The following is a 22,785-nucleotide window of genomic DNA, read 5'->3' as shown; positions in this document are numbered from 1 at the left end:
CCGCCGGTTCTCGTGCGCCTTCCCCGGGGGGGGCCGGGTGGGCCCCCCCCCCCCCGGGGGGGCCCCCCCCCCCCGCGGCGGCCCGGGGGGGGGGCCCCCCCCCCCGCCCCCCGCGACCCTTTGCCTTCATGATCGTTTTACCGGGTGTGAAGATTCGTGTCCCCGGCCGCTTTCTGGCCGCGGCTGTCGCGGTCGTCGCCGCGCTGGCCGGCGGCATCACCCCGGCCACCGCCGACCTCGCCCAGCCGACCGTGGTGTCGGACAACCCGGTCGACTACACGCCGCACGTGCTCGACGGCACGGTGTGGACGATGGCCGTGGTCGGGAACACCGTGGTCGTCGGCGGCAGCTTCCACTCGGTGGCCGACAGCAGTCGCCGGCATGTCCTCACCCGGCGGAACATTTTCGCCTTCGACCTGCGCGACGGCTCGGTCCGGTCGTTCGCGCCGGCGGTCGACGGACCGGTGTTCGCGCTGGCCGCCGGGCCGGGCGACACGGTCTACGCGGGCGGGTCCTTCACGACCGTGAACGGGTCGTCGGCGCGCGGCCTGGCGCGGCTGTCGCTGTCCGGTTCCCGGATCGGATCCTTCTCCGGCCGGATCAACAAGGGGGACGTGCGAACGCTCGCGGTCCAGAACGGATGGCTGTACGCCGGGGGCACGTTCACGGCCGCCGACGGGGTGGCCCGGGCCGGACTCGCCCGCCTCGACGCCTTCTCGGGCCGGCTCGACTCCCGCTTCGACGCCCGCTTCTCGGCGCCCGGGCTGATCCGGACGTACGTCGAGGACGTCGCCATCTCCCCCAACGGCCGCCAGATGGTGGTGGTCGGCTCGCTGCTCCGGTCGGGCAGCACGGACCGCTCCCGGATCGCCATGTTCGACATCACCGGCCCGACGGCCGCGCTGACCGGCTGGTACACCACCGCGTACGCGCCGCCGTGCGCCCCCGACTTCCAGGCCTATCTGCGGCAGGTCAAGTTCTCCCCGGACGGCTCCTACTTCGTCGTCGTCTCGACCGGCGGCACGTCCGGTCCGGACAAGCTCTGCGACGCCGCGGCGCGCTTCCAGACCGCCGGCACGGGCCGCCACGATCCGGTCTGGGTGCAGCACACCGGCGGCAACTCGCTGTTCGCCGTGGCGGTGACCGGCGCGGCCGTCTACGTGGGCGGCCACCAGCTGTACCTCGACAACCCGTACGGGCACAAGATCAAGAACCCGGGTCAGCCGCCGGTCTTCACGCCCGGCCCCGGCGCGGTGGTCCGCCCCGGCATCGGCGCACTCGACGCCTCCACCGGCCGCGCGCTGTCATGGAACCCGACCCGGACCCGCGGCGTCGGCGTCCGCGTCTTCGTCGCCGTTCCTCAGGGCCTGCTGGTCGGCTCCGACACCGACGAGCTCGGCCACGAATATCACGGCCGGATCGGCATGTTTCCCCGGTGATCTACTTTGAACGCCATGATCCTGCATCATCTCGGTTATGTCGTCCGCGACCTGTCGGAGGCCGCCCGCCGGTGGTATGAGCTGGCCGGCGTGGGCCCGTTCCTCGCGCTGGAACACATCCACTTCGACACGCTGACGGTCGACGGCCGGCCGGCGTCGTTCGACCACAGCGCGGCCTTCGCCGCCCACGGCGACCTCTTCATCGAGATCCAGGAGATCCACTCGGCGGCTCCCGCCGCCGCCGGGAAGTTCTTCCGGGCGGGCTCGCTGCCGACCCTTCAGCACCTGGCGTACGTGGTGGAAGATCCGGCTTCGGTCGCTGCCCGCTTCGAGGGCCACGACATTCCGCCGGCGATGACCGCCTCGACGGCCGGCCTGAACATCACCCAGTACGACCTCGCGCCGTCGCTCGGCTTCGCCGTGGAGATCCACCCCCGTACGGACGAGTTCACCGCCCTGTTCGAGAAGGTCCGCGCGGCAGCCGACGGCTGGGACCGGTCGAGCTTCCTGCAGCCCTTCAGCTGAGCGAGTCACTACGATGAGGCGATGGTGCAGCAGGTCACGGCCGATGAAGACACCGCGGCCATCGCCGAACTCGTCCGGGTCTTCTTCGCCGCGTTCGTCCCCGGCGCCGACATGTCCCAGCTGCGCGACGCCCTTCTCCCCCAGGCGCTGATCATCCGGGCCGGCGAACCGGAGCCGGCCGTCTACGACATCGGTGCGTTCCTCGAGCCGCGGCAGGCGTTGCTGGCGAGCGGCCGCCTCACCGGCTTCAGCGAGTGGGAGGTCAGCGGCCGCACCGACGTGTTCGGCGACATCGCCCAGCACTCGTGCCGCTACGCCAAGAAGGGTGTGCAGGACGGCACGCCGTTCACCGGGGGCGGCCACAAGACCTTCCAGTTCGTGCGGATGCCCGGCGGGTGGCGGATCAGCTCAGTGTCCTGGCACGACGAGTAGGTCGGCGGCCGGCGACGGCGGCCCGAGCGTGGTCGCCGACGTGCCGCGCCGCACGAACTCGCCGCCGGTCGGCCACCGGGTCACGAACTGATCGCCCGTCGACGAGTCGTAACGAATCACCGAGATGCCGAGCACGTCGACCGCGAAGAGCCGGAATCGGCCCGGCTCCGGCGACCAGCCCAACGCCCCGGCCACCGCTTCGGCATAGCGCCTCTGCACCTCCGGATCGGGTTGGTCTCGCACGACCCCGCGGACCTTGAACTCGCCCTCCGCACCGTCCCGCGAGGTGATCACGCTGTGGACCAGCACCCGCGGGTCACGATCGAGGTCGGCCGCCTTCCACGACGTCGGCATCATCGACAGCCACAGCTCTCCATCGAGCAGGAACGGCTCGACCGGGCTCAGCCGCGGCGTGCCGTCCCGCCGGATCGTCACGACCAGGACCACGCCGGGCCCGATCAGCCGCTGCCGGCCCATCGACGCCAGGCGGGGCTGCTGCTCCTCGAGCGATGACCACCTCATGGACCCGGTATACGCCGGGGGTCCGACAGAAATCCGACGGGGCGCGGCTACCCTGGTGGATCAGCCGAGCTCCGTGGTGCCCCATCACGATCATGAAGAGGCAAGGTTTCCCGCATTGCTCGACGACACCGCCGACGACCTGTACGAGAACTCCCCGTGCGGCAACCTGTCCACGCTTCCGGACGGCACGATCATCCGGATCAACGCGACCCTGCTCGGCTGGCTCGGCCTGACCACCGACGAGCTGGTCGGCCGGAAGCGGCTCGGCGACCTGCTCACGTTCGGCGCCCGGATCTACTACGAGACCCACCTGGCACCCCTGCTCGCCATGCAGGGCGAGATCAGCGGCATCTCGCTGGACCTGCGGACCAGCGACGGTGCCGCATTCCCGGTCCTGGTCAGCTCGATCGTGCGGCCCGGCGGCGACGGCCGGCCCGAGGTGGTGCGCACCATCCTCTTCGACGGCCGGGACCGGCGCGCCTACGAGCAGGAGCTGCTCCACGCCCGGCGGGTCGCCGAGGGCGAGGGGCAGCGTCTCCGGCACCTGGTGGCCGATCTGCAGCGGAGCCTGCTGCCCTCGGTGCTGCAGACACCGCCCGGCCTCACCACGGCGGCGCACTACCAGATGGCATCGATCTACGAGGTGGGCGGCGACTTCTACGACCTTTTCCGGTTGACGGACGGCCGCTGGGCATTCTTCCTGGGCGATGTCAGCGGCAAGGGCGTCGACGCGGCCGCGGTGACCGCCCTCGCCCGGTACACGTTGCGGGCCGCCGCGGTCTACGACCCGGATCCGGCCGCGGTGCTGGACAACCTCAACCAGGTGCTCTACCAGGAGTACCGCCAGGACGCCCGCTATTGCACAGTGGTGTTCGGCATCCTGGCCCTCGAGGCGGAGGGCTTCAGCGCGGTGATCGCCAGCGGCGGCCATCCCGAGCCCTTGCTCCTGCGCGCCGACGGGACCGCACACCGGCACCACACCAAGGGGCGACTGGTCGGCGTGTTCCCGGGCTCGACCTACACCAACACCGTGCTGACCGCACGGCCCGGCGACACTCTCGTGCTCTACACCGACGGCGTCACCGAGGCCCGGACCGGCCTCGGCAACCAGCGCTTCGGTGTGGAGGCCGTAACCGAATTCGTCGACGACCTCGCCCCGGCCGATGCGGCCGCCGTCGTCGACGCGTTCATCGACCTGCTGAACGGCTTCGGGAACGGCTTGGAGGACGACACGGCGATCATGGCGATCGGCGTGCCTCCGGTGATTCTCGAGGATTAATCGGCCGTCTTGTCGGGGTATGGGACGGCTATGACGACGGGCGATCGAGTCGGCAACGGTGACCGCACCGCCGCGGTGATGCACTCCACCGCGGCCCAGCTGGAAGAAACGGAAGCGATGTTGCACCGCAGTGCGGAGGCCGCGCCGAACGAAACGACACGCGAGCGGCTGCATGCCCTGGCCGATCGGGTCACGGCCGAGGCCAAGGCCATCGACGCCCGGGCCGAGTGCCTGGCCGACAACGACACCTCGGTCGGCTGACGACCGGCGGGTAGGCGTTTATGTCGCGGGTCGTGCGGTAGAGACAGCGCATGAGTCATCGCCGCCTCGACCACAGCCGTGCCCCTCTGCTGGACGCGCTGGCCGACTACCACCGGCAGGACCGGTACGGTTTCACACCGCCCGGTCACCGCCAGGGGCGCGGCGCCGACCCCCGGGCCCGCGACATCCTCGGCGCCGAGACCTACCGCGCGGATCTGCTCGCCTCCAGCGGCCTCGACGACCGCTCGTCCTCGCACGGTTTCCTGTCCGAGGCCGAGGAGCTGATGGCCGACGCGGTCGGCGCGGACCAGGCGTTCTTGTCCACCGCCGGCAGTTCGCTGTCGGTCAAGGCCGCGATGCTCGCCGTCGCGGGCGGCCGGGGCGAGCTGCTGATCGGCCGCGACGCGCACAAGTCGATCGTCGCCGGCCTCATCTTCAGCGGCGTCGAACCCCGCTGGGTCGACGTTCGTTACGACAACGAACTGCACCTGGCCCATCCGCCGTCCCCGCGCCAGCTCGACGAGGCCTTCCAGCGGCATCCGGACGCGGCGGGCGCGCTGATCGTCAGCCCCACGCCGTACGGAACGTGCGCCGACATCGCGGCGCTCACCGATGTCTGTCATCGGCGCGGGAAGCCGTTGATCATCGATGAGGCGTGGGGTGCCCACCTTCCGTTCCACGACGCCCTGCCGACCTGGGCGATGGACGCCGGCGCGGACGTGTGCGTGGTGAGCGTGCACAAGATGGGCGCCGGCTTCGAGCAGGGCTCGGTTCTCTATTCCCAGGGCGACCTGATCGACCGGCAGCACCTCGCCGCCTGCGCCGACCTGCTGATGACGACCAGTCCCAACACCATCGTGTACGCCGCCATCGACGGCTGGCGCCGGCAGATGGTCGAACACGGCACCCGGCTGCTGTCGGACGCGCTCGCGCTCGCCGAAGACGTCCGCGAACGGCTCGAGGCCCTCGACGGGCTGCACGTGCTGCGCGACGAACTGCTGCACGAGGAGGCCAGTCACGACCTCGACCCGCTGCAGGTGCTGATCGACGTCAGCGGCCTCGGCATCAGCGGGTACCAGGCAGCCGACTGGCTCCGCGAGAACTGCCGGGTCGATGTGGGCCTCTCCGATCACCGGCGCATCCTGGCCACCCTGTCGATGGCCGACGACGCCGGCACCGCCGATCGGCTCGTGGACGCCGTACACCGTCTAGTCGGTGCCTCGGCGACCCTCCCGGCCGCCAAACCCGTCGACCTGCCCGACCCGTCCAGCTTCGAGGTCGAACCGGTCCTGACGCCGAGGGACGCCTTCTTCGGCCCGACCCGGACCGTCCCGATCGCCGACGCGGTCGGCCGCATCTGCGCCGAGCAGGTCACCCCGTACCCGCCGGGCATTCCCGCGCTGATCCCGGGCGAGCGCATCTCCGCCGAACTGATCGACTATCTCCGCACCGGCGTCGCCGCCGGCATGGTCCTGCCCGACCCCGCCGACCCGGCGCTCGACACCATCCGGGTGGCCGATCTCTGACCTCGCCCGGCGTTTTCGCTCAGGTCGCGCGGTTTCGGGCCGATGTCGCAGTGTGGAGTTCCGGCGGGCTCTCGGCGCCTCATGGCGTCCGGTTGTCGTCCCGATGTTGATCTGGCTGCTGCTGACCATGGCCGCGGCCGGTGGACTGGTGTGGCAGCAGCACAACAGCCGCGAGGCGCTGGCGCAGCGTTTTCAGCTCCGGGTCGGCCTCATCGGCGACTTCGTCACCAGCTATACAGCCGATCTGATCGCCCGGGAACGGGTGCAGGCGGACGCGTCGCTGACCGACCGCACGGTGAACGCGCGGGACTTCGCCCGGGCCGTCGCCGGCTTCGGGTACCCGGCCGCGGTCCTGATCGATGACCGGGGCCGGGCGCTGCAGGTGATCCCGCCCGACCCGTCGGTGATCGGACGCGACCTGGCCGGTCGATACGCGCATCTGCGCACCGCCCTCCGGCAGGGCCGGCCCGCCGTGTCGCCGGTGGTGCCGTCGGCGGCCGAGCAGAACCCGGTGGTGGCCTTCGCCGTTCCGTTCGCCACGTCGTCGGGCCGGCGGGTGTTCTCGGGGGCGGTCGACATCAAGCACAGCCCGTTGACCGCCTATCTGACGACCGCCCTGTCGTTCGCCGGCGCCCGCGTCCAGCTGGTCGATGCCGTCGGCAACGTCGTGGCCGCCAACCGGGCTCTCACCGGCAGTACGCCGACCCTGGCCGGTGCCGATCCATCGCTCGCCGCGGCGCTGCGCCGGCATGGGCAGGGCCGCTACCACGCCGCCGGACGGTGGTGGCGTTACTCGTCGGCACCGATCGCCGGCACCCCGTGGCGGCTGTCGGCCGCGGTCCGCGAGGACGTGCTGTTCGCGTCGCTGGCCGGCAACGAGACCGCCGGTCACGCCGGGCTGGGCGGCGCCGCAGTGGTCGGGCTGCTCGTGGTCGCGGCCGCCGCGCGAGCCCGCCGCAGCCGCCAGGATCTGCAGCTCAGCGAGGACCGCTTCCGGCGGGTGTTCGACGGTTCCCGGATCGGCATGACGCTGACCGACACCGAGGGCCGGTTCCTGCGGGTCAATCCCGCGGCCTCTCAGATGCTCGGGCGCACCGAGGACGACCTGATCGGCACGTCGTGCGCCGAGGTCATCCACCCCGACGACCGGCCGGCCGCCACGGTCGCGGGCCGAGACTGCCTGGCCGGGCGGGCCGACGGCTTCGACCTCGACAAGCGGTACCTGCGGGCCGACGGCGCGACGCTCGACACCTCGGTCACCGGTGCGCTGCTGCGCGACCGGCACGGACGCCCGCAGTACTTCACCACCCAGATCGTCGACATGACCGAGCGGCGGGCGCTGGAGCGCGTACGTAGCGAGCACGAGGCGGAACTCGCCCAGCGCGCCGAACAGTTGCAGGAGGCCAACGCCCATCTGGCCGACTTCATGGCGATGCTCAGCCACGACGTGCGCCAGCCGCTGGCCGGCATCGTCGGCCTGGGCGAACTGCTGCTCGACGACTGGCCGGAGATACCCGACGAGGACAAGCTGTCGGACGTGCGGCGCATGACGGCCGCCGGTCATCGCGCGGCGGACCTGGTCACGGACATTCTGACGCTGGCCCAGCTCGACGCGGGGGCGCTGGCCGCCCGCGCGGTCCGCATCGACGTCTCGCACGCCGTACGGGAAGCGGTCGCCGCCCATCAGGGCGGCCATTCGGCTCCGATCACCGTCGTCGCGCCGGACCAGACCGAAGGCCTGGCCGATCCGGCCCATCTGCAGTTGATCCTGGGGAACCTGCTGGCCAATGCCGCCAAGTACGGCCGGCCGCCGATCACCGTGACGGTGTGCAACCGCCGCGATCAGATCATGGTCGACGTGTCCGATCACGGTGAGGGGGTTCCGGAAGAGTTCGTTCCGCACTTGTTCGAGCGCTTCACGCGGGCCGACACCGGCGTGGCCACCACCGCGCCGGGCACCGGGCTCGGGCTCTATCTGGTCAGTCAGCTCGCCCGCGCCGGCGGTCTGAGCATCAGCTATGCGCCCACCCGGCCCACCGGAGCCACCTTCACGATCGCCGTGCCCTGCATGACGCCCCGGCTCGGCGGCGTCAGCCTCCCCCGGCCGGCACCGACCCGCCGGCACTGATCAGCCGGCACCGACCCGCCGGCACCGATCAGCCGGCACCGACCCGCCGGCACCGACCCGCCGGCACACCCGCCGGCACCAATCAGGGCGCTTGACGGCGCAGTCCGTCGAGCACGAGGTTGATGGCGGCGTCCGCGTCGGGCCGGAAACCCGGATGGTCGTAGGCCGAGCAGATGCCGTGCAGGGCCATCATGACGGCGCCCGCACCCACGTCGTCGCGGACGGCGCCGGCCCGGACGGCGGCGGCCAACAGGTCGGCAATCGCCTGGCTCAACGCCCGGCCACCCTCGGCCAGGGCGCCGGAGCGGGTAGCCATGAGCGTCGCGAGCGTACGGGCCAGGCCCTGATGGCCGTCGAGATGGCTCACGAAGCCGCGCAGGAAGGCCCCCAACGCCTCCGGAGCGGGCAGCGTGGCCTGCAGTTCGCGGGCACGGGCGCACATCGCGGTGATCTCTTCGCGGTAGACCGCCTCGGCCAGCGCCTCGCGGGTGGGGAAATGGCGGTAGAGCGTGCCGGTGCCCACGCCGGCCAGCCGGGCGAAGTCGTCGAAGCGGATGTCGAAGCCGCCCGTGGCGAAGACCTCCCGGGCCTTGGCGAGCACGGCGTCGCGGTTGCGGCGGGCGTCGGCGCGCAGCGGCTTGGGATCGGTCACGCGGGGCCTCGCATTGACAAGTGGAGACTGTCTCCATATTTTGGAAGTGGAGATGATCTCCAATTGTAGGCCGCGAGGGTCGTAAGCCATGAGGTGCGATGAAGATCCTGATGTTCGGCCGGGGCGTAATCGCCGCGATCTACGGATGGGCCCTGGAGCGGGCCGGGCACGAGGTCGAGTTCTACGTGCGGCCGGGGCGCGCGGCGGCGTACGGGGCGGCCATCGACCTCGAGGTGCTCGACGCGCGGCGTCGCCTTCGAGGGGAGCCCGTCACCGAGAGCTGGCCGGTGCGCTACCGCGAGTCGCTGGAACCGGACCACGACTTCGATCTGATCGTGTTGAGCGTTCAGCACTACGGGTTCGCTGAGGCCGCGGCCTTCCTGGGGCCACGCGTGGGCCGGGCCACGGTGCTCGTCTTCAACAACCTCTGGGTCGAGCCGTCGGCGGCGGTCGCGGCCCTGCCGGCCGACCAGGTCGCCTGGGGCTTCCCCGGTGCCGGAGGCGGCTTCGGCGACGACGGCGTCCTGCGCGGCGCCCTGCTGCCCATGATCTTCTTCGGCACTCTCGACCGGCCACCGACCGAACGCGAGCTGGCCGTCCGCACGGCGTTCCGCGAGGCCGGATTCCGGTTCCGTGAGCAGGCCGACTTCCGCGGCTGGCTGTCGCTCCACTTCGTGCAGAACGCCGGCCTGCACACACAGAGCCTGAAGCTGGGCTCACTGGCCGGGCTGGCCGGGGCACCGCGCCGGGTCCGCGAGGCGTTGCTCGCCATCCGTGAACTGCTGCCGCTCGTCGAGGCGCGCGGCGTCGACCTGCGGCGGCATCGAGGCGACGTGCTGCCGTACCGGGCGCCGGCCTGGCTGACCGCACCCGCCCTCGCCTGGCTGCTCGGTCACTTTCCGCCGGTGCGTCTGCTGCTCGAGGCGCACGCCAATCCGGAGGAGCTGCGCGCGGTCTGCCGCGACACCCTGGCCGAAGCGCGCCGGTTGGGCGTGCCGGTGCCGCGGCTGGAGGCGGCCGAGCCCTACTTCAAGCTCGCAAGCTGAGACGAGGGCCCGGCCGCACCCACTGTCTCAGCCGAGCTCGGCGTACACGTCGTCGAGCAGGCCGTGGTACATGTCGCTGTTCTTGAAGTTGGCGCCGCCGATCCGCATCGGCAGGTTGTTCGAGATCGACAGCGTGGCCGGGAGAGTCGCGGTCCCTTTGAGGACGTCGTCCACATAGACACTGAGCGCGGTGCCCGACCGCTGGCACAGGATCTTGTGCCACTGGCCGTCGGTCACCGTGGACAACGACCGCACCAGGTAGCCGCCGGTCAGCCCGGTCCCGCCGACCACGCACTGGGCCCGCCCCTGGGTGGCGCCGATCTGCATCTTCCACTGGCTGCCGGTGCCGGCCACGCCCTTCTGCATGATGTTGGCCGAGCCCTTGACCTGCGCTTTATTGATCAACACCCGGGCCGACCACCGGAACGTCTGGGTTCCCGGGTTGAGGCCGGCCGTGCTGGCCCCCTCGAGCAGGCTCCGCGGGCACGGCGTGGCGGTCGCGCAGATAGCGGGGAACGCGGCGTACTTCCCGCCCGCCACCCCACCGGGGAACTGCACCACACCGTTGTCGACGGCCCGCACGGTGAGCGCCGGCCCGTGCCCCGACGAGTCGGACACCTGGCCGTTCACCGCCCCGGCGTCGAACGTGTAGCGGGCGACCAGCGACGGAGCGGGAACATCCGACGACGAAGCCAGGGCGGGAGTGGACGTCCCGGCGATGCCGGCCACCAGGGCCAGCGCAATTGCGATCTTCATACCTAAGAGATCGCGCTCGGGGCGATCCGTTACGGCGCTTGCGTCACAGTAGGCCGTTCGCGTCCGCGATGGCGCAGACGGCGACCACGCGCATCTGGTGCCAGTCGGCGGCCAGCCAGCCCGGCCCGCAGATCGGGGCGGTGCCCGGCGACGGCAGCGGGCGACCGGCGCGCCGGGCCGCGAACGCGATGGACTTCGCGTACGCCGCAAGCCCGGCCGCATCGGCCCGGCGGCCGGCCTCGGAGAGTGCGTCGCGCACCGCCGCGGCGTGCTGGTCGACCTGTGCCAGCACGGACGGCTCGGTCATGGCGGCGAGCAGGCCGTCGACACCGACCCGCGCCATCATGTCGTCCAGCAGGGCGATGTCGGCGTGAAGGATCGGGGCGGCGGCGAGGAACTCGTTCGTCGTCATGGCGAGAACGCTAGGGCCTGCCGGACCCGCCCGATAGGGGGGTAACCGAACGGCACCCGAGTGCCTACGGGCCCGCTACACGGGCAGCTGATCCATCGCCTTGTAGATCCGTTTGTCGGAAACGGGGTAGGCGGTGCCGAGCGTCTGTGCGAACAGGTTGATCCGAAGTTCCTCGATCATCCACCGGATTTCTCTCAGGCCGGGGCTGTCGGGCAGGTCGGACCGCAGCTCCCGGTATTCCGCCTCGATCTCGTGGATCTGGGCCATCAGCTGCCGGTCGCGGGCCAGGTTGCCGCCGAGACGGTCGAGGCGGTAGACGATGCCGCGCAGGTAGCGTGGCAGGTGGTGCAGCTGCTTCCACCCGGTCTCGGTGACGAACCCGGTGTGCACCAGGCCCTTGAGCTGCTGCCGGATGTCGGCAAGGGCCGCGACCATCGCCGGGTCGCGCAGGGTACGGACGCGCTGGTCGACCTCGTACGCCGAAGCCAGCACCGCCCGCACCTCGGTCACCACGCCCTCGGTCGCGTCGACCAGGTCCTGGCGCACCGTGTCGCGCAGCGAGGCGAACTCGACCGACGACCACACCGGCCCGCCCGCGTCCGCCACCAGCTGGTCGATCGCGGCGCCGGCGCAGTCGTCGAGCAGGTCGGCGATCGACCGGTACGGGTTGGCGCGGGACAGCTCCAGCTTGGCCCGGTTGTCCATCCGCCCCTGCAGGTAGCGGGCGGCCGGCGGCAGCGTGAGCAGCAGGAGCCGCCGGGTGCCGGCGATCATCGCGAGCCGTTGCGAGGGCTCGTCCTCGAAGACGCGGATCGCCACCGAGTCGCCCTCGTCGACCAGAGCCGGGAAGACGTTTACCTCGTAGCCACCGCGTACCTGGGCAACCCGCCGCGGAATCGCGGCGAAATCGTTTGTCGTGATCCCCCGCCGCTCGAGGTTGCCGGCGGCGGCCGAGATCGTCTGCTGCACCTTGGGGGCGAGCTCTCTCTGCAGAGCAGGCAGGTCGCGGCCCTCGCCGACCACCGCTCCGTGCTCGTCGACGACCCGGAAATTCACCCGAAGGTGGTCGGGCACCTGGGCCGGCTGCCACGCACCGGGCGGAACGATCGTGCCGGTCAGCCGCCGCAACTCGTTACCGACCGCGTCGGGCAGCGGGCCTCGCCGGGCCGGGATGCGGTCGAGCACCGCCTCGGCCCAGTCCGGGACCGGCACGAAGTTGGTGCGTAGCGCCTTGGGCAGCGCGCGGATCAACGCGACCACGACCTCTTTCCGGAACCCGGGCACGGACCAGACGAAATCCGATGGGTCGAGCTTGTTGAGCAGCGCCACCGGCACCTGCACGGTCACGCCGTCGGACTTGCTGTTGGGCTCGAACGAGTAGCTCAGTGGCAGCCGCACACCGTCGGCCAGCCACGCGTCGGGGTAGGCGTTCGGGTCGACCGCGTCGCGGCCCGCGTTGACCAGCAGGTCGCGGGTGAACGTGAGCAGGTCGGGGTCGGTGCGGCGGGCCTTCTTCCACCACGCGTCGAAGTGCCGGGACGAGACCACGTCGGCCGGGATGCGGGCGTCGTATAGCGCGTACACCGTTTCGTCGTCGACCAGGATGTCGCGCCGGCGCGCGCGGTTCTCGATCTCCTCGATCCGTTCGAGGAGCTTGCGGTTCTCCTCGAAGAACTTGTGGTGGGTCTCCCAGTCGCCTTCGACCAGCGCGTTGCGGATGAACAGCTCGCGGCACAGGGCCGGATCGATCTTGGCGTAGCCGACCCGGCGCCGGGGCACGATCGGCAGGCCGTAGAGCGTGACCTTCTCGTAGGCCATCACCGCGCCCTGCTTCTTTTCCCAGTGCGGCTCCGAGTAGCTGTGTTTGACCAGGTGGGGTGCCAGTTTTTCGGCCCACTCGGGTTCGATGCGGGCGTTGACCCGGCCCCACAGGCGGCTTGTCTCGACCAGTTCGGCCGACATCACCCAGCGCGGCTGCTTCTTGAACAGCGCCGACCCGGGGAAGATCGCGAACTTGGCCCCGCGGGCGCCCAGGTATTCGCGTTTGTCGGTCTCCTTGAGACCGATGTGGCTGAGGAGACCGGAGAGCAGCGCGGTGTGCACGTGCGGGCCCTCGGCAACTTCCTCCCGGTCCTCGGTCAAGGTCAAACCGAGCGTACGGACGACCTGCCGCAGCTGGTAATAGATGTCCTGCCACTCGCGTACGCGCAGATAGTTGAGGAATTCGGAACGGCACAGCCGGCGGAACTGGTTGCCGGACAGCTCCTGCTGCTTCTCCCGCAGGTAGCGCCACAGGTTGAGGTAGCTGAAGAAGTCCGATTCCTTGTCGGTGAACCGGGCGTGCTTCTCGTCGGCCTGCTGCTGTTTGTCGACCGGGCGCTCGCGTGGGTCCTGGATCGAGAGCGCGGCCGTGATCACCATGACCTCGGCGACGCAGTCCTGCTTGTCGGCCTCGATGACCATGCGGCCGAGGCGCGGGTCGACCGGCAACTGGGCCAGCTGGCGGCCCATCGGAGTGAGGCGGCGCTGGTCGAGCGCCCCGAGTTCCTCGAGCAGCTTCACGCCGTCGTTGATGTTGCGCGGGTCGGGCGGGTCGATGAACGGGAACCGGGCCAGGTCGCCCAGGCCGAGGCTGGTCATCTGCAGGATGACGCTGGCGAGGTTGGTGCGCAGGATCTCGGGCTCGGTGAATTCGGGCCGGGCCTCGAAGTTCTCCTCCGAGTAGAGCCGGATGCAGATGCCGTCGGCCGTCCGCCCGCAGCGGCCCTTGCGCTGGTTGGCGCTGGCCTGCGAGACGTCCTCGATCGGCAGCCGCTGCACCTTGAGCCGGTTCGAGTAGCGGCTGATGCGGGCCGTGCCGGGGTCGATCACGTAGCGGATGCCGGGCACGGTCAGCGACGTCTCGGCGACGTTTGTGGCGAGCACGACCCGGCGCTGCGAGTGCCGCTCGAAGACCTTGTGCTGCTCGGCCGCGCTGAGCCGGCCGTAGAGCGGGACGATCTCGGTGTTGCGCAGGTTGCGCTTGGCGAGCGCGTCGGCGGTGTCGCGGATGTCGCGCTCGCCGGACATGAAGACCAGGATGTCGCCGTCGCCCTCGCGCCCGAGCTCGTCGACCGCGTCGGCGATCCCGTCGATCTGGTCGATCGGCTCCTCCCGACCACCCGCCGAGTCCTCGTCCTCGACCGTCGTCGTCACCAGCGGCCGGTAGCGGACCTCGACCGGGTAGGTCCGCCCGGTCACCTCGATCACCGGAGCCGGCGTGCCGTCCGGAGCGGCGAAATGCTGCGCGAACCGCCCGGTCTCGATCGTCGCCGAGGTGATGATCACCTTGAGATCGGGCCGCTTCGGCAGCAGCTCGCGAAGGTAGCCCAGGATGAAGTCGATGTTGAGGCTGCGCTCGTGCGCCTCGTCGATGATCAGCGTGTCGTACCGATGCAGCATGCGGTCGTTCTGCAGCTCGGCGAGCAGGATGCCGTCGGTCATCACCTTGATCAGCGTGTCGTCGCCGACCTGGTCGGTGAACCGCACCTTGTAGCCGACGGTCGACCCGAGCGGGCGGCCCAGCTCCTCGGCGATGCGCTCCGCGACCGTGCGCGCCGCGATGCGCCGGGGCTGCGTGTGCCCGATCTGGCCGCGCACGCCCCGGCCCAGCTCCAGGCAGATCTTGGGAATCTGGGTGGTCTTGCCGGAGCCGGTCTCGCCGGCCACCACCACGACCTGGTGGTCGCGGATGGCTGCGGCGATGTCGTCCTTGCGCCGGCTGACCGGCAGCGACTCGGGGTAGGTGACCGGCGGCACCGACGCCAGGCGCGCGTCGAGACGCAGCCGGGCCTGCTCGGCCTCGGCCGCGATCTCCTGGAGCACCGCACTGCGAGCCGCCTCGTCGGAGATCTTGCGGGTGCCCTCGAGGCGGCGCTGGAGCCGGCGCTCGTCGCGGGGAAGGAGCTCGGCGATGCGGTTGCGCAGCTCGGGTGTTATAGACATGGCGCAGCAACAATAGGCGTATCAGAGGGCGAACTGCTGGTGATTAACGCCGCGTTCGCGACAGGGCGTCGATCGCGGCCATCTCGTCCGCGGTGAGCGTGAAACCGTCGACGTCGGCGTTACGGGCGATGCGCTCCGGCGTCTGCGACTTCGGGATCACCACGATCTCGTGCTGGATGTGCCAGCGCAGCACCACCCGGGCCGGGTCGACGCCGTGGGCGGTGGCGATGCCGGTCAGCACCGGGTCGTGCAGGTTGGTGGTCTTGAACGGCGAGTAGCCCTCGACCACGATGCCGCGCTCGCGGTGCGCCTCGACCTCGGCCCGGTCCCACAGGGTCGGGCCGAACCGGATCTGGTTGACCGCCGGGCGCTCCCCGGTCTCGGCGAACAGCTCGTCGATCTCGTCGATGCCGAAGTTGCTGACACCGGCCGCGCGGATCAGGCCGGCGTCGCGGGCGGCCAGGAACTGACGCCAGACGTCGACCGCCTTACGCTTCGACGGCGGCCAGTGGATCAGCCACAGGTCGACGGCGTCGAGGCCGAGCGCCCGCAGGCTCGCATCGAGCGTGGCCCGCTCCTTACCCGCGCGCTCGGGCGGCAGCTTCGTGGTCACGAAGACCTCGTCGCGGGGCACGCCGGAGTCCTTGAGCGCGCGGCCGACCTCGGCCTCGTTGCCGTACATGGTGGCGGTGTCGAGGTGCCGGTAACCGGCCTCGAGGGCGTCGCGGACCGCCTGGTAGGCCGCGTCACCGCGGATCTGCCAGGTGCCGAAGCCGAGCAGCGGCATCTCGGGTGTGGTCCCGTCGGCGGCCTTCGACAACGGCAGGGAAGGAATCGTCATACCACCAAAACTAGTTCCCGTGCTGATGGTCCGGCACCGGCGCCCGCAGCCGGGCAGCCGGCTCGTGGTGCGCGCTCGGCTCGGCGGCGGGCAGCGCGCTCATTCCGGGCAGCCGCGAGTTCTCCATGTTGACCCGCTCGGCCAGGGCCCGTTCCAGAGCGGCCCGGACCGCGATGTCATCTTCCGGTTCTGACATGTCGGATACCTCCAGAGGCAGGGTGAAGAAGAACCGCGTGCCGCCGCCCGGGTTGTCGGCGACACCGATCGTGCCGCCGTGCCGTTCGACGATCCGCTTGCAGATGGCCAGGCCGAGGCCGGTGCCGGCGTAGCCGGCGACCTCGGTCGACCGGTGGAAGGTCTCGAAGACCTCCGGTTTGTCGCTGTCCGGGATGCCGATCCCGCGGTCGGCGACCTCGATGCGTACGCCGGCACCCGGTTCCGGCGAGGCGGTGACGTCGACCCGGGGCGTGGCGCCCGGGCGCACGTACTTGAGGGCGTTGCCGATCAGGTTGTCGAGGACGTGACGGAGCATCGCCGGGTCGGCGCGGACCGCCGGCATCGGGCCCACGTAGAGGTCGGGCTGCTCGCCGTCCGGCCGGTACGACACGCGATCGTGCACGACGTCCTCGACCAGCGGTCCCAGCTCGATCCGTTCGACCTTGAGCGGGGCGTCCCGGGCGGTCGCGTACGCCAGCAGCGTGTCGATCAGGGCGGCCATCCGGTCGACGGCCCGCACCACCCGGCCGAGCGTGGCCCGGACGTCCGCGGCGTCGGAGACGCAGGAGAGATCCTCGTCGGCCGCCTCGCAGTGCCCGCGCACCACGGCCAGCGGCGCCTTCAGGTCGTGCGCGACCACCCCGGCGAAGACGGCCAGGTCGTTCTCGTAGCGGCGCAGCTCGGTGATGTCGTGGAAGACCGCGACCGCACCACGCTGACCGGCCCGGACGTCCAGCGGCCGGCCGTCGACACTGAGCAGCAACCCCTCCGGCCGCTGCGGATTACGGACGATCATCTCGACGCCGTCCGACGGCTGCCCGGCCAGCGCGCGCATCAGCGGCAGTTCGTCGACCGGGAACGGCGTACGCCCGTCCGGCCGGAACAGCCCGTAGTGCTCCTGCCAGGCCTCCGGGTGGTCGTTGTCCAGCTGAATACCGAGCAGTGCCTTGGCCGCCGGATTGTGCAGCAGGAACGCGCCGTGCTCGTCGACCACGCCGACGCCGTCCCCGATGCTGTCCATGATCGCTTGGAGCAGACCGGCCTGCCGGCGGCTCTCGGCCTCGGCCTCCCGCAGCTCACGGGTCGCCTCGTGCACCCGGGCCACGGCCCGGGACCGTCCGGTGGCGAGCACCCAGACCAGGCCGGCCAGGATCGTGGTGATGGCCAGGCAGCCGAGCAGCACGGTGGCGGGCAGCACGCTGTGAGCCCCCGGCAGGCGCGCCGGGTCGGCCCGGGTGACCAGCGTCCAATCCTGGTCGGCGACCGTGAAGTCGTTGCGGCGGGTCAGCGACGGCCGCCCGGGCACGTGATAGTCGGCGACCTGGGAACGGGCACCCCCGGCCGTGGTGGCGAGCAGGCTCCCGTCCAGCTGGCCCTGACTGACCGTACGCAGAACGCCGGAGAGAAAGTCCTGGCCCCGCATCCCGAGCACGATCCAGCCGCGGAACTGCGGAATCGGCGCACGCGTCCAGATCGGCGCCGCGAAGACGAACGAGTGCTGCTGCTGGGCGGCCGGAAGATTGCGGTCCCTCAGCAGCACGTAGGTGTCGGAGACGGTCGGCTGCCCGATCTGCTGAGCGTAGGAGAGCGCGGCCGACGCCTCCGGCGAGCCGCGCACGTCGAGGCCGTCGAGCGCCTCACTGTCCTCGTTGAGCATCCGCGTGAAGATGGTGAAGTAGTGCATGCCGGCCGGTCCGGTCGGGCGCAGCGTGAGGCCGTCGGCTCCGCGGCTGCGCCACAGAGCCTGGGTCGCGGCGATCTGCTGGGTCCGGCTGGGGACGACGTACGCGACGCTGGACGCGCCGACCAGATCGGCGGTCGCCAGCGGCGCCGTCACGACGTCGTAGTCGTCCCAGGTGAAGCTGTCGTCGGTGCTGATGCCGGCCGCGGTCGCCTGGAGCAGGGCCCGGTAGCGCTCGGCCTCGGTCTGCACGGCGGCCAGCGCGACCGCGGTCCGCTGGTCCATCACCTGTTCGGCGTTGTCCCGCTGGTCGGCCCGCAGGGCGATGACGATTCCGGCGGTGGCGGCGATGCCCACGACCAGTACGGCCAGGGCGAGCACGGGACCACCGAGACGACCACGGCGCATGCTCGCCTCGCCTCGACGGTTTCTCTCCGCGCGCTTCACCAAACGCAGCATAAAACGCAAAACGCCCCCGCCGACCGGGTTCGGCCGACGGGGGCCGTCACTGCGAGCTCACTTCCAGGTGTCGTACTGGTACAGGTTGTAGGTCGCCATCAGGCCGGTGACCTTGGTGAAGTAGGTGGGGTCGGTGGCGTAGCCGGCCTTCCAGACCGTCCAGATGAACTTGTTCGCGTCCTTGGTGTAGACGAAGGCCGGCTTGTAACGGCTGTTCACCTTCAGGAAGTTGCCGTGGTCACGGAACGAGTTCGCCATCGTGGCGTACGTCCGGAAGCTCGCCGAAGTCGCATAGCAGGAAGCGGCCGTGCTGCCGCACTCCGTGGTGTGGTAGACGTGGCAGCCGGAGGCCAGCGTGCCGTAGCTGCTGCCCTGGCACTTGATGCCGAAGTAGTTGCGGTCGGTCGTCGAGAGGCTGCTGCGGCCCCAGCCGGACTCCAGGATCGCCTGCGCGATCGTCGTCGAGGCGGGCACGCCGTACTCGCGCCAGCCGGCCTGCGCGCCCGGCACCGCGGCGGCGACGAACTGGTCCGGGGTCAGCGCCGGGGTCGACGCCGGCGGCGTCGAGGCGGCACCCGGGCACAGGTGCAGGGTCGGCGTGACGACGTACGCGTGCGAGATGTACGTGCCGTCGCTCAGCCGGTTCCACTGGGTCGTCGTACGCACGGTGCCCTTGACCAGCGTGCCCACCACGCCGCAGACCTCCTGCACCTTGGCCCCGGTGAGCACGGTCCGCTTGACCGGCGACAAGGGCGACGGCCCGGTCCGGATGTTGACCTTGCCGTCCGCGCTGCGGACCGTTCCCACCTTGTAGGTCGTCTTGGTGGCCGGCTTCGCCTGCACCTTCTGCGCCTGCGGCGTCGTGCAGCGCGGGATGCCCCGGGCGGCCGCGACGTACGCGTCGGTCACATAGCCGCCGGTGCTCAGCTTGTCCCACTGCGTCGTCGTACGGATCGAGCCGCGGACGCTCGGGCCGGTGACGCCGCACAGCGCCGTCACCTTCTGGCCGTTGCGCAGACTCCCCAGCACCCTCGAGTCGAGCGTGGCGGCCGCGCGGACCATCAGCGTGCTGCTCACGCGGATGGTCGCGGAAATGCCGGTCGCCGCCTGTGCGGCGTCCGGCGCGAGACCGGTCCCGGCCCCCGCGGCCAGGACCAGCAACGGCCCGGCGATGATGCGTCGGGTCAACCTGCGCATGAAAACGTCCCCTTCGTACTTCGTCGGCGTCCTGACGAAGATCTCGTCGCGCAGTTGCGGGGCCAGAGCGTGCGAGGTTGCGGCTGAGTTGCGTTGACGGTTGGGTGGCACTGGAAGCTCTCAGCGAGACCCGGGAGACTGATGGGGCTTGAAAATCACGACGGCTGGGCACATTGCCGCCGTCCCCGTTCACCACAGCAGGAGGACCCCAGCCGATGACGGCCCTGGCATCGCGAGAGCAGACAGTCGATCTGAGGGCGCCCCGGCGCGGCCCGGGCCACGTACTGCTACCGCTTGCGATCGCGGCGCTGGCCGCGGCCGGGGCGTACCTCGTCTACCGGCTCTTCGTCCGCACCTCGCTCGGGCAGGCGGTCGACAACGCCGCCCTCCGCAGCGGGGTGCACCACCCCAAGATGGACGAGGTGCTCGGCCGGGCCCTCGACAACACGACGCTGGCCAGCGTGGTGCTGGTCTGCGTGGTGGCGGCGGCCATCGGCATTCTGCGCAAGCGGGTCGACCTGGCGGTCGGTGCGGCCTTCCTGGTGCTCGGGGCCAACGGCAGCGTCGAACTGCTCAAGGGCCACCTGGTGCGGCCCGACCTCGACCACTTCCCCGGTCCGAACTCCTTCCCGAGCGGCCACACGGCCGCGGCGGCCTCCGTCGTGTACGCGCTGGTCCTGGTCCTGCCCCGGGCCGTACGCGGTACGGTCGCCCTGATCGGCTTCGTCTACGTCACCGTGATCGCGATCGCGACGGTGTGGGCCGAATGGCACCGTCCCAGCGACACCATGGCGGCCATGCTTGTCGTGCTGGCCTGGGGCGCGGCCGCCGTCTTCGTCATCCGGGTTCTCCGGCTGCGCAAGCCGGAGCCGGGCGAACGCCCGAGCCGGCTCGCCCAGTGGCCGCTGCTCGCCGCCTTCGCGATCACCGCTACCGCGGGCGTGCTCGGCATGCTCGCGGTCGCCTTCTCCGAGCGGTTCCACCCGGGCCTGGTGTCCGGGCGGATCGCCTTCCTCGCCGGCTCGGCCGTGATGGCCGCCGCCACGGCCGGCTCCTTCGTCTTCTGGGTGCGGCTCACCTCCGGCCCCCGCCGGCGGCCCCTTCCGGTCGTGACCGCCCCGGCCCCTGCACCCGCCACTTCGGAAACGGACTGATCCCCCTCATCGGGAGGCCCGAAATGACCACTCCAGCCGACGACTCCCCGGCAGCCGGCGCAGTTCCTCCGGCCGCCGGCCCCGCCACCTCCTCGGTACCGCCCGGACCAGCCGGCGTGCCCCGCCTGCCGTCGCAGACCGGGGGCCCGATCGCCGCGACCGCCACGGTCGTCGTCGGCAGCTATGCCGACTACGCCCTGGCGCAGCAGGCGGTCGACCACCTGTCCGACAACAAGTTCCCGGTCGAGCGCACCGCGATCATCGGCACCGACCTGCGCCTGGTCGAAAACGTGCTGGGGCGCCTCACCACCCTCCGGGCGGCCGGCGCCGGACTGGCCAGCGGCGCCTGGTTCGGCCTGCTGATCGGCCTGCTGCTGGGCATCTTCAGCAACTCGAACTGGTTCGCCGTCATCTTCGTCTGCCTGCTGATCGGCGCGGTCTGGGGCGCGGTCTTCGGCGCGATCGCCCACGCCGCCACCGGGGGCCGGCGCGACTTCGCGTCCCGCAGTTCGCTGCAGGCCGGGCAATATGCGGTCACCACCGACCCCGAGGTCGCCGACCAGGCCCGCACCCTGCTGGTCCAGCTCAACTGGAACGCGAGCGGAGCCGAGTGACTTCGGCTTTCAGGCGGCTGCGAGCTGATTGCGACCGTTGCGCTTGGCCGTGTAGAGATGCCGGTCGGCCAGGTCGAACAGCTCGTGGCCGCTCGTTCCGTCGGCGAACGTCGCCAGCCCCATGCTCAGCGTGACCCGCAGACCGGGCGCCACGACATTCCAGTCGTAGCTCACGACCACCTGGCGGATCCGCTCGCCGACCCGCGCCGCCTCGACCGGCCCGGTCTTGAGCAGCATCGCGAACTCGTCCCCGCCGAACCGCACCGCCACCTCGCCCTGCCGGCAGTGGTCCCGCAGGACTCCCGCGATCTCACCCAGCACCCGGTCGCCGATGCTGTGCGAGAACGTGTCGTTGATCCCCTTGAAATGGTCGACGTCGATCAGCAGCAGCGCGCCGGCGCCCCGCAGATCACCCATCAGCCGATCGAACAACCGCCGGTTGCCGAGCCCGGTCAGCGCGTCCGACGCGGCGGCCCGGTCGGCCCGCTCCCGCGCCGCCTCCAGCTCGACCCGGCGGATCGCCTGCCGCAGCATCGTCCGCCGATCCAGCCGCAGCCGCCACAGCAGCTCCAACTGGTTGGTCAGCGCGCGGAACATGGTCTGCGTGGCCACCCCGGGCGACTCCAGCGCAGCCACCTGCGCCAGCTCGTAACGGAACAGCAGGTGCTGGCCCGGAAGACCGGCCAGCTCGTCGGCGGCCACGAACTCGCGGTGCGCGCCGGCCAGATCACCGCGGTCGCGCAGCACCAGGCCGTACGCCAGATGCAGCAACCGGGCCTCGTGCTTCTGACCCGCCTCCCGCATCGGCCACAGATATTTCTCGATCAGGTCCAACGCGAGCTCGGGCCGCCCGGTCTTGGCCGCACCGACCGCCAGCAGCGCGGCACCGATCGGCCCCGACTCCTGCAGCTCGTCCCAGTCGTCGAGGGTCGCGGCACTGCGCGCGAACAGCCCGGCCGCCTCCTCCTGCCGGCCGATCTGCTCCAGGCGCAGCCCCCACTCCAGCAGGAGCTCGGCCTTCTGAAGAAGGACGGCCTCCCGATAGACCGGGTCGGCGCCGGTCGAGAACGTCTCGATCGCCGTACGGATGCAGTCGTCGGCCAGCTCGAACAGCTCGGCCGCCCGAGCCGCGTCACACAGCGAGGACATGGCGGACACGTACCGGACGGTGCCGCGCGGAGCCACCTCGAGCAGTCCCCAGGCGCGGGCGACATAGTTGAGGCCGTCGTCGATCCGGCCCAGCCGCAGCAGGGAGTCGGCGACGTCGGCCAGAATCTTGGCCTTGGTGGCGAGCGGGGCGGTGGCCTCCCCGGTTTCGGCCACGAGTGCCTCTCCGACGGCGAGCGCCTCGTCCAGCCGGCCCAGGGCGGCCAGCGCATAGACCCGGCCCAGCCGGATCACCCGAGCGGTGCGATGGTCGCCGAACAGGTGGACCACGAATTCGGCCCGGTCCGCCTCGGCGAGGGCTTCCAGGTGCCGGCCGTGCGCGGTGAGGTCGTAGGTCTCGAAAGCCAGGTCGGCCAGCGGGCCATAGGGCGAGACAGCCACCAGCTGGTTGCCCGCCACGGTGCTCCCCTCGGTCCGCCCTGTTGTTCTCCGGCCAGATCGGCCCGGGGCGTCCCGATCTGAGCTTTCGACAAGGGCCTCGCGATTGCCCGGGG

General features: G+C 71.0%; 19 protein-coding genes. 10 read left to right on the top strand and 9 right to left on the bottom strand.

The window, feature by feature from the left end:
* Nucleotides 1-128: 128 nt before the first annotated feature.
* The 3 genes from ACIA5C_RS12980 to ACIA5C_RS12970 are packed head-to-tail and all read left to right on the top strand — an operon-like array spanning nucleotide 129 to nucleotide 2,396.
* The gene (locus ACIA5C_RS12980; protein WP_396053912.1) at nucleotides 129-1,439 is read left to right on the top strand and encodes a PKD domain containing protein; all 1,311 of its coding nucleotides are present in this window, start codon (nucleotides 129-131) and stop codon (nucleotides 1,437-1,439) included.
* Between the two features lie 15 nt (nucleotides 1,440-1,454).
* Nucleotides 1,455-1,964, top strand: a complete 510-nt coding sequence (locus ACIA5C_RS12975; RefSeq protein WP_396053910.1) for a VOC family protein — start codon at nucleotides 1,455-1,457, stop codon at nucleotides 1,962-1,964.
* A 21-nt stretch (nucleotides 1,965-1,985) separates the two neighbouring features.
* Nucleotides 1,986-2,396 (top strand): nuclear transport factor 2 family protein, encoded by a 411-nt coding sequence (locus ACIA5C_RS12970; protein ID WP_396053908.1) that lies wholly within the window; start codon nucleotides 1,986-1,988, stop codon nucleotides 2,394-2,396.
* On the opposite strand, the gene ACIA5C_RS12965 is transcribed toward ACIA5C_RS12970, so the two are convergent.
* Complete coding sequence (locus ACIA5C_RS12965) at nucleotides 2,373-2,918, bottom strand: pyridoxamine 5'-phosphate oxidase family protein (protein WP_396053906.1); 546 nt, start codon at nucleotides 2,916-2,918, stop codon at nucleotides 2,373-2,375. The two genes, ACIA5C_RS12970 and ACIA5C_RS12965, sit on opposite strands and share 24 nt — an antisense overlap.
* Nucleotides 2,919-3,033: 115 nt before the next feature.
* On the opposite strand from ACIA5C_RS12965, the gene ACIA5C_RS12960 reads away from it, so the two are divergent.
* The 4 genes from ACIA5C_RS12960 (at nucleotide 3,034) to ACIA5C_RS12945 (ending at nucleotide 8,112) form a co-directional block, all read left to right on the top strand.
* The gene (locus ACIA5C_RS12960; protein WP_396053904.1) at nucleotides 3,034-4,197 is read left to right on the top strand and encodes a PP2C family protein-serine/threonine phosphatase; all 1,164 of its coding nucleotides are present in this window, start codon (nucleotides 3,034-3,036) and stop codon (nucleotides 4,195-4,197) included.
* A 30-nt stretch (nucleotides 4,198-4,227) separates the two neighbouring features.
* Nucleotides 4,228-4,458 (top strand): hypothetical protein, encoded by a 231-nt coding sequence (locus ACIA5C_RS12955; protein ID WP_396053902.1) that lies wholly within the window; start codon nucleotides 4,228-4,230, stop codon nucleotides 4,456-4,458.
* Nucleotides 4,459-4,508: 50 nt separating this feature from the next.
* The gene (locus ACIA5C_RS12950) at nucleotides 4,509-5,984 is read left to right on the top strand and encodes an aminotransferase class I/II-fold pyridoxal phosphate-dependent enzyme (RefSeq protein WP_396053900.1); all 1,476 of its coding nucleotides are present in this window, start codon (nucleotides 4,509-4,511) and stop codon (nucleotides 5,982-5,984) included.
* A 103-nt stretch (nucleotides 5,985-6,087) separates the two neighbouring features.
* On the top strand, nucleotides 6,088-8,112 hold the full coding sequence (locus tag ACIA5C_RS12945) for an ATP-binding protein (protein WP_396053898.1): 2,025 nt from the start codon (nucleotides 6,088-6,090) through the stop codon (nucleotides 8,110-8,112).
* Nucleotides 8,113-8,194: 82 nt separating this feature from the next.
* On the opposite strand, the gene ACIA5C_RS12940 is transcribed toward ACIA5C_RS12945, so the two are convergent.
* Complete coding sequence (locus ACIA5C_RS12940; RefSeq protein WP_396053896.1) at nucleotides 8,195-8,764, bottom strand: TetR/AcrR family transcriptional regulator; 570 nt, start codon at nucleotides 8,762-8,764, stop codon at nucleotides 8,195-8,197.
* Nucleotides 8,765-8,862: 98 nt separating this feature from the next.
* Here ACIA5C_RS12940 and ACIA5C_RS12935 point away from each other — a divergent pair, with 98 nt between their 5' ends.
* Complete coding sequence (locus ACIA5C_RS12935) at nucleotides 8,863-9,810, top strand: ketopantoate reductase family protein (protein ID WP_396053894.1); 948 nt, start codon at nucleotides 8,863-8,865, stop codon at nucleotides 9,808-9,810.
* Nucleotides 9,811-9,837: 27 nt separating this feature from the next.
* On the opposite strand, the gene ACIA5C_RS12930 is transcribed toward ACIA5C_RS12935, so the two are convergent.
* From ACIA5C_RS12930 to gsmA, 6 genes are all read right to left on the bottom strand, one after another.
* Nucleotides 9,838-10,566, bottom strand: a complete 729-nt coding sequence (locus ACIA5C_RS12930) for a LamG-like jellyroll fold domain-containing protein (protein ID WP_396053892.1) — start codon at nucleotides 10,564-10,566, stop codon at nucleotides 9,838-9,840.
* Nucleotides 10,567-10,609: 43 nt separating this feature from the next.
* Nucleotides 10,610-10,978 (bottom strand): DUF6401 family natural product biosynthesis protein, encoded by a 369-nt coding sequence (locus ACIA5C_RS12925; protein WP_396053890.1) that lies wholly within the window; start codon nucleotides 10,976-10,978, stop codon nucleotides 10,610-10,612.
* Between the two features lie 75 nt (nucleotides 10,979-11,053).
* The gene (gene hrpA / locus ACIA5C_RS12920) at nucleotides 11,054-14,962 is read right to left on the bottom strand and encodes an ATP-dependent RNA helicase HrpA (RefSeq protein ID WP_396053888.1); all 3,909 of its coding nucleotides are present in this window, start codon (nucleotides 14,960-14,962) and stop codon (nucleotides 11,054-11,056) included.
* A gap of 43 nt (nucleotides 14,963-15,005) precedes the next feature.
* Entirely contained in the window at nucleotides 15,006-15,803 is a 798-nt protein-coding gene (locus ACIA5C_RS12915; protein WP_396053886.1) for an aldo/keto reductase, read from the bottom strand.
* Nucleotides 15,804-15,813: 10 nt separating this feature from the next.
* Complete coding sequence (locus tag ACIA5C_RS12910; RefSeq protein WP_396053884.1) at nucleotides 15,814-18,108, bottom strand: ATP-binding protein; 2,295 nt, start codon at nucleotides 18,106-18,108, stop codon at nucleotides 15,814-15,816.
* Nucleotides 18,109-18,216: 108 nt separating this feature from the next.
* Entirely contained in the window at nucleotides 18,217-19,356 is a 1,140-nt protein-coding gene (gsmA, locus tag ACIA5C_RS12905; RefSeq protein WP_396053882.1) for a sporangiospore maturation cell wall hydrolase GsmA, read from the bottom strand.
* Nucleotides 19,357-19,571: 215 nt separating this feature from the next.
* Here gsmA and ACIA5C_RS12900 point away from each other — a divergent pair, with 215 nt between their 5' ends.
* The gene (locus ACIA5C_RS12900; protein WP_396053880.1) at nucleotides 19,572-20,510 is read left to right on the top strand and encodes a phosphatase PAP2 family protein; all 939 of its coding nucleotides are present in this window, start codon (nucleotides 19,572-19,574) and stop codon (nucleotides 20,508-20,510) included.
* A gap of 23 nt (nucleotides 20,511-20,533) precedes the next feature.
* Nucleotides 20,534-21,124 (top strand): general stress protein, encoded by a 591-nt coding sequence (locus ACIA5C_RS12895; protein WP_396053878.1) that lies wholly within the window; start codon nucleotides 20,534-20,536, stop codon nucleotides 21,122-21,124.
* Between the two features lie 9 nt (nucleotides 21,125-21,133).
* On the opposite strand, the gene ACIA5C_RS12890 is transcribed toward ACIA5C_RS12895, so the two are convergent.
* Nucleotides 21,134-22,690, bottom strand: coding sequence for a diguanylate cyclase (locus tag ACIA5C_RS12890; protein ID WP_396053876.1), 1,557 nt, complete (start codon nucleotides 22,688-22,690; stop codon nucleotides 21,134-21,136).
* Between the last annotated feature and the right edge of the window lie 95 nt (nucleotides 22,691-22,785).

The organism is Actinoplanes sp. NPDC051343, from assembly GCF_044455125.1.
GTDB lineage: Bacteria > Actinomycetota > Actinomycetes > Mycobacteriales > Micromonosporaceae > Actinoplanes.
The sequence above is the reverse complement of the archived record's forward strand: the minus strand, read 5'-3'. Positions and strand labels throughout refer to the sequence as shown.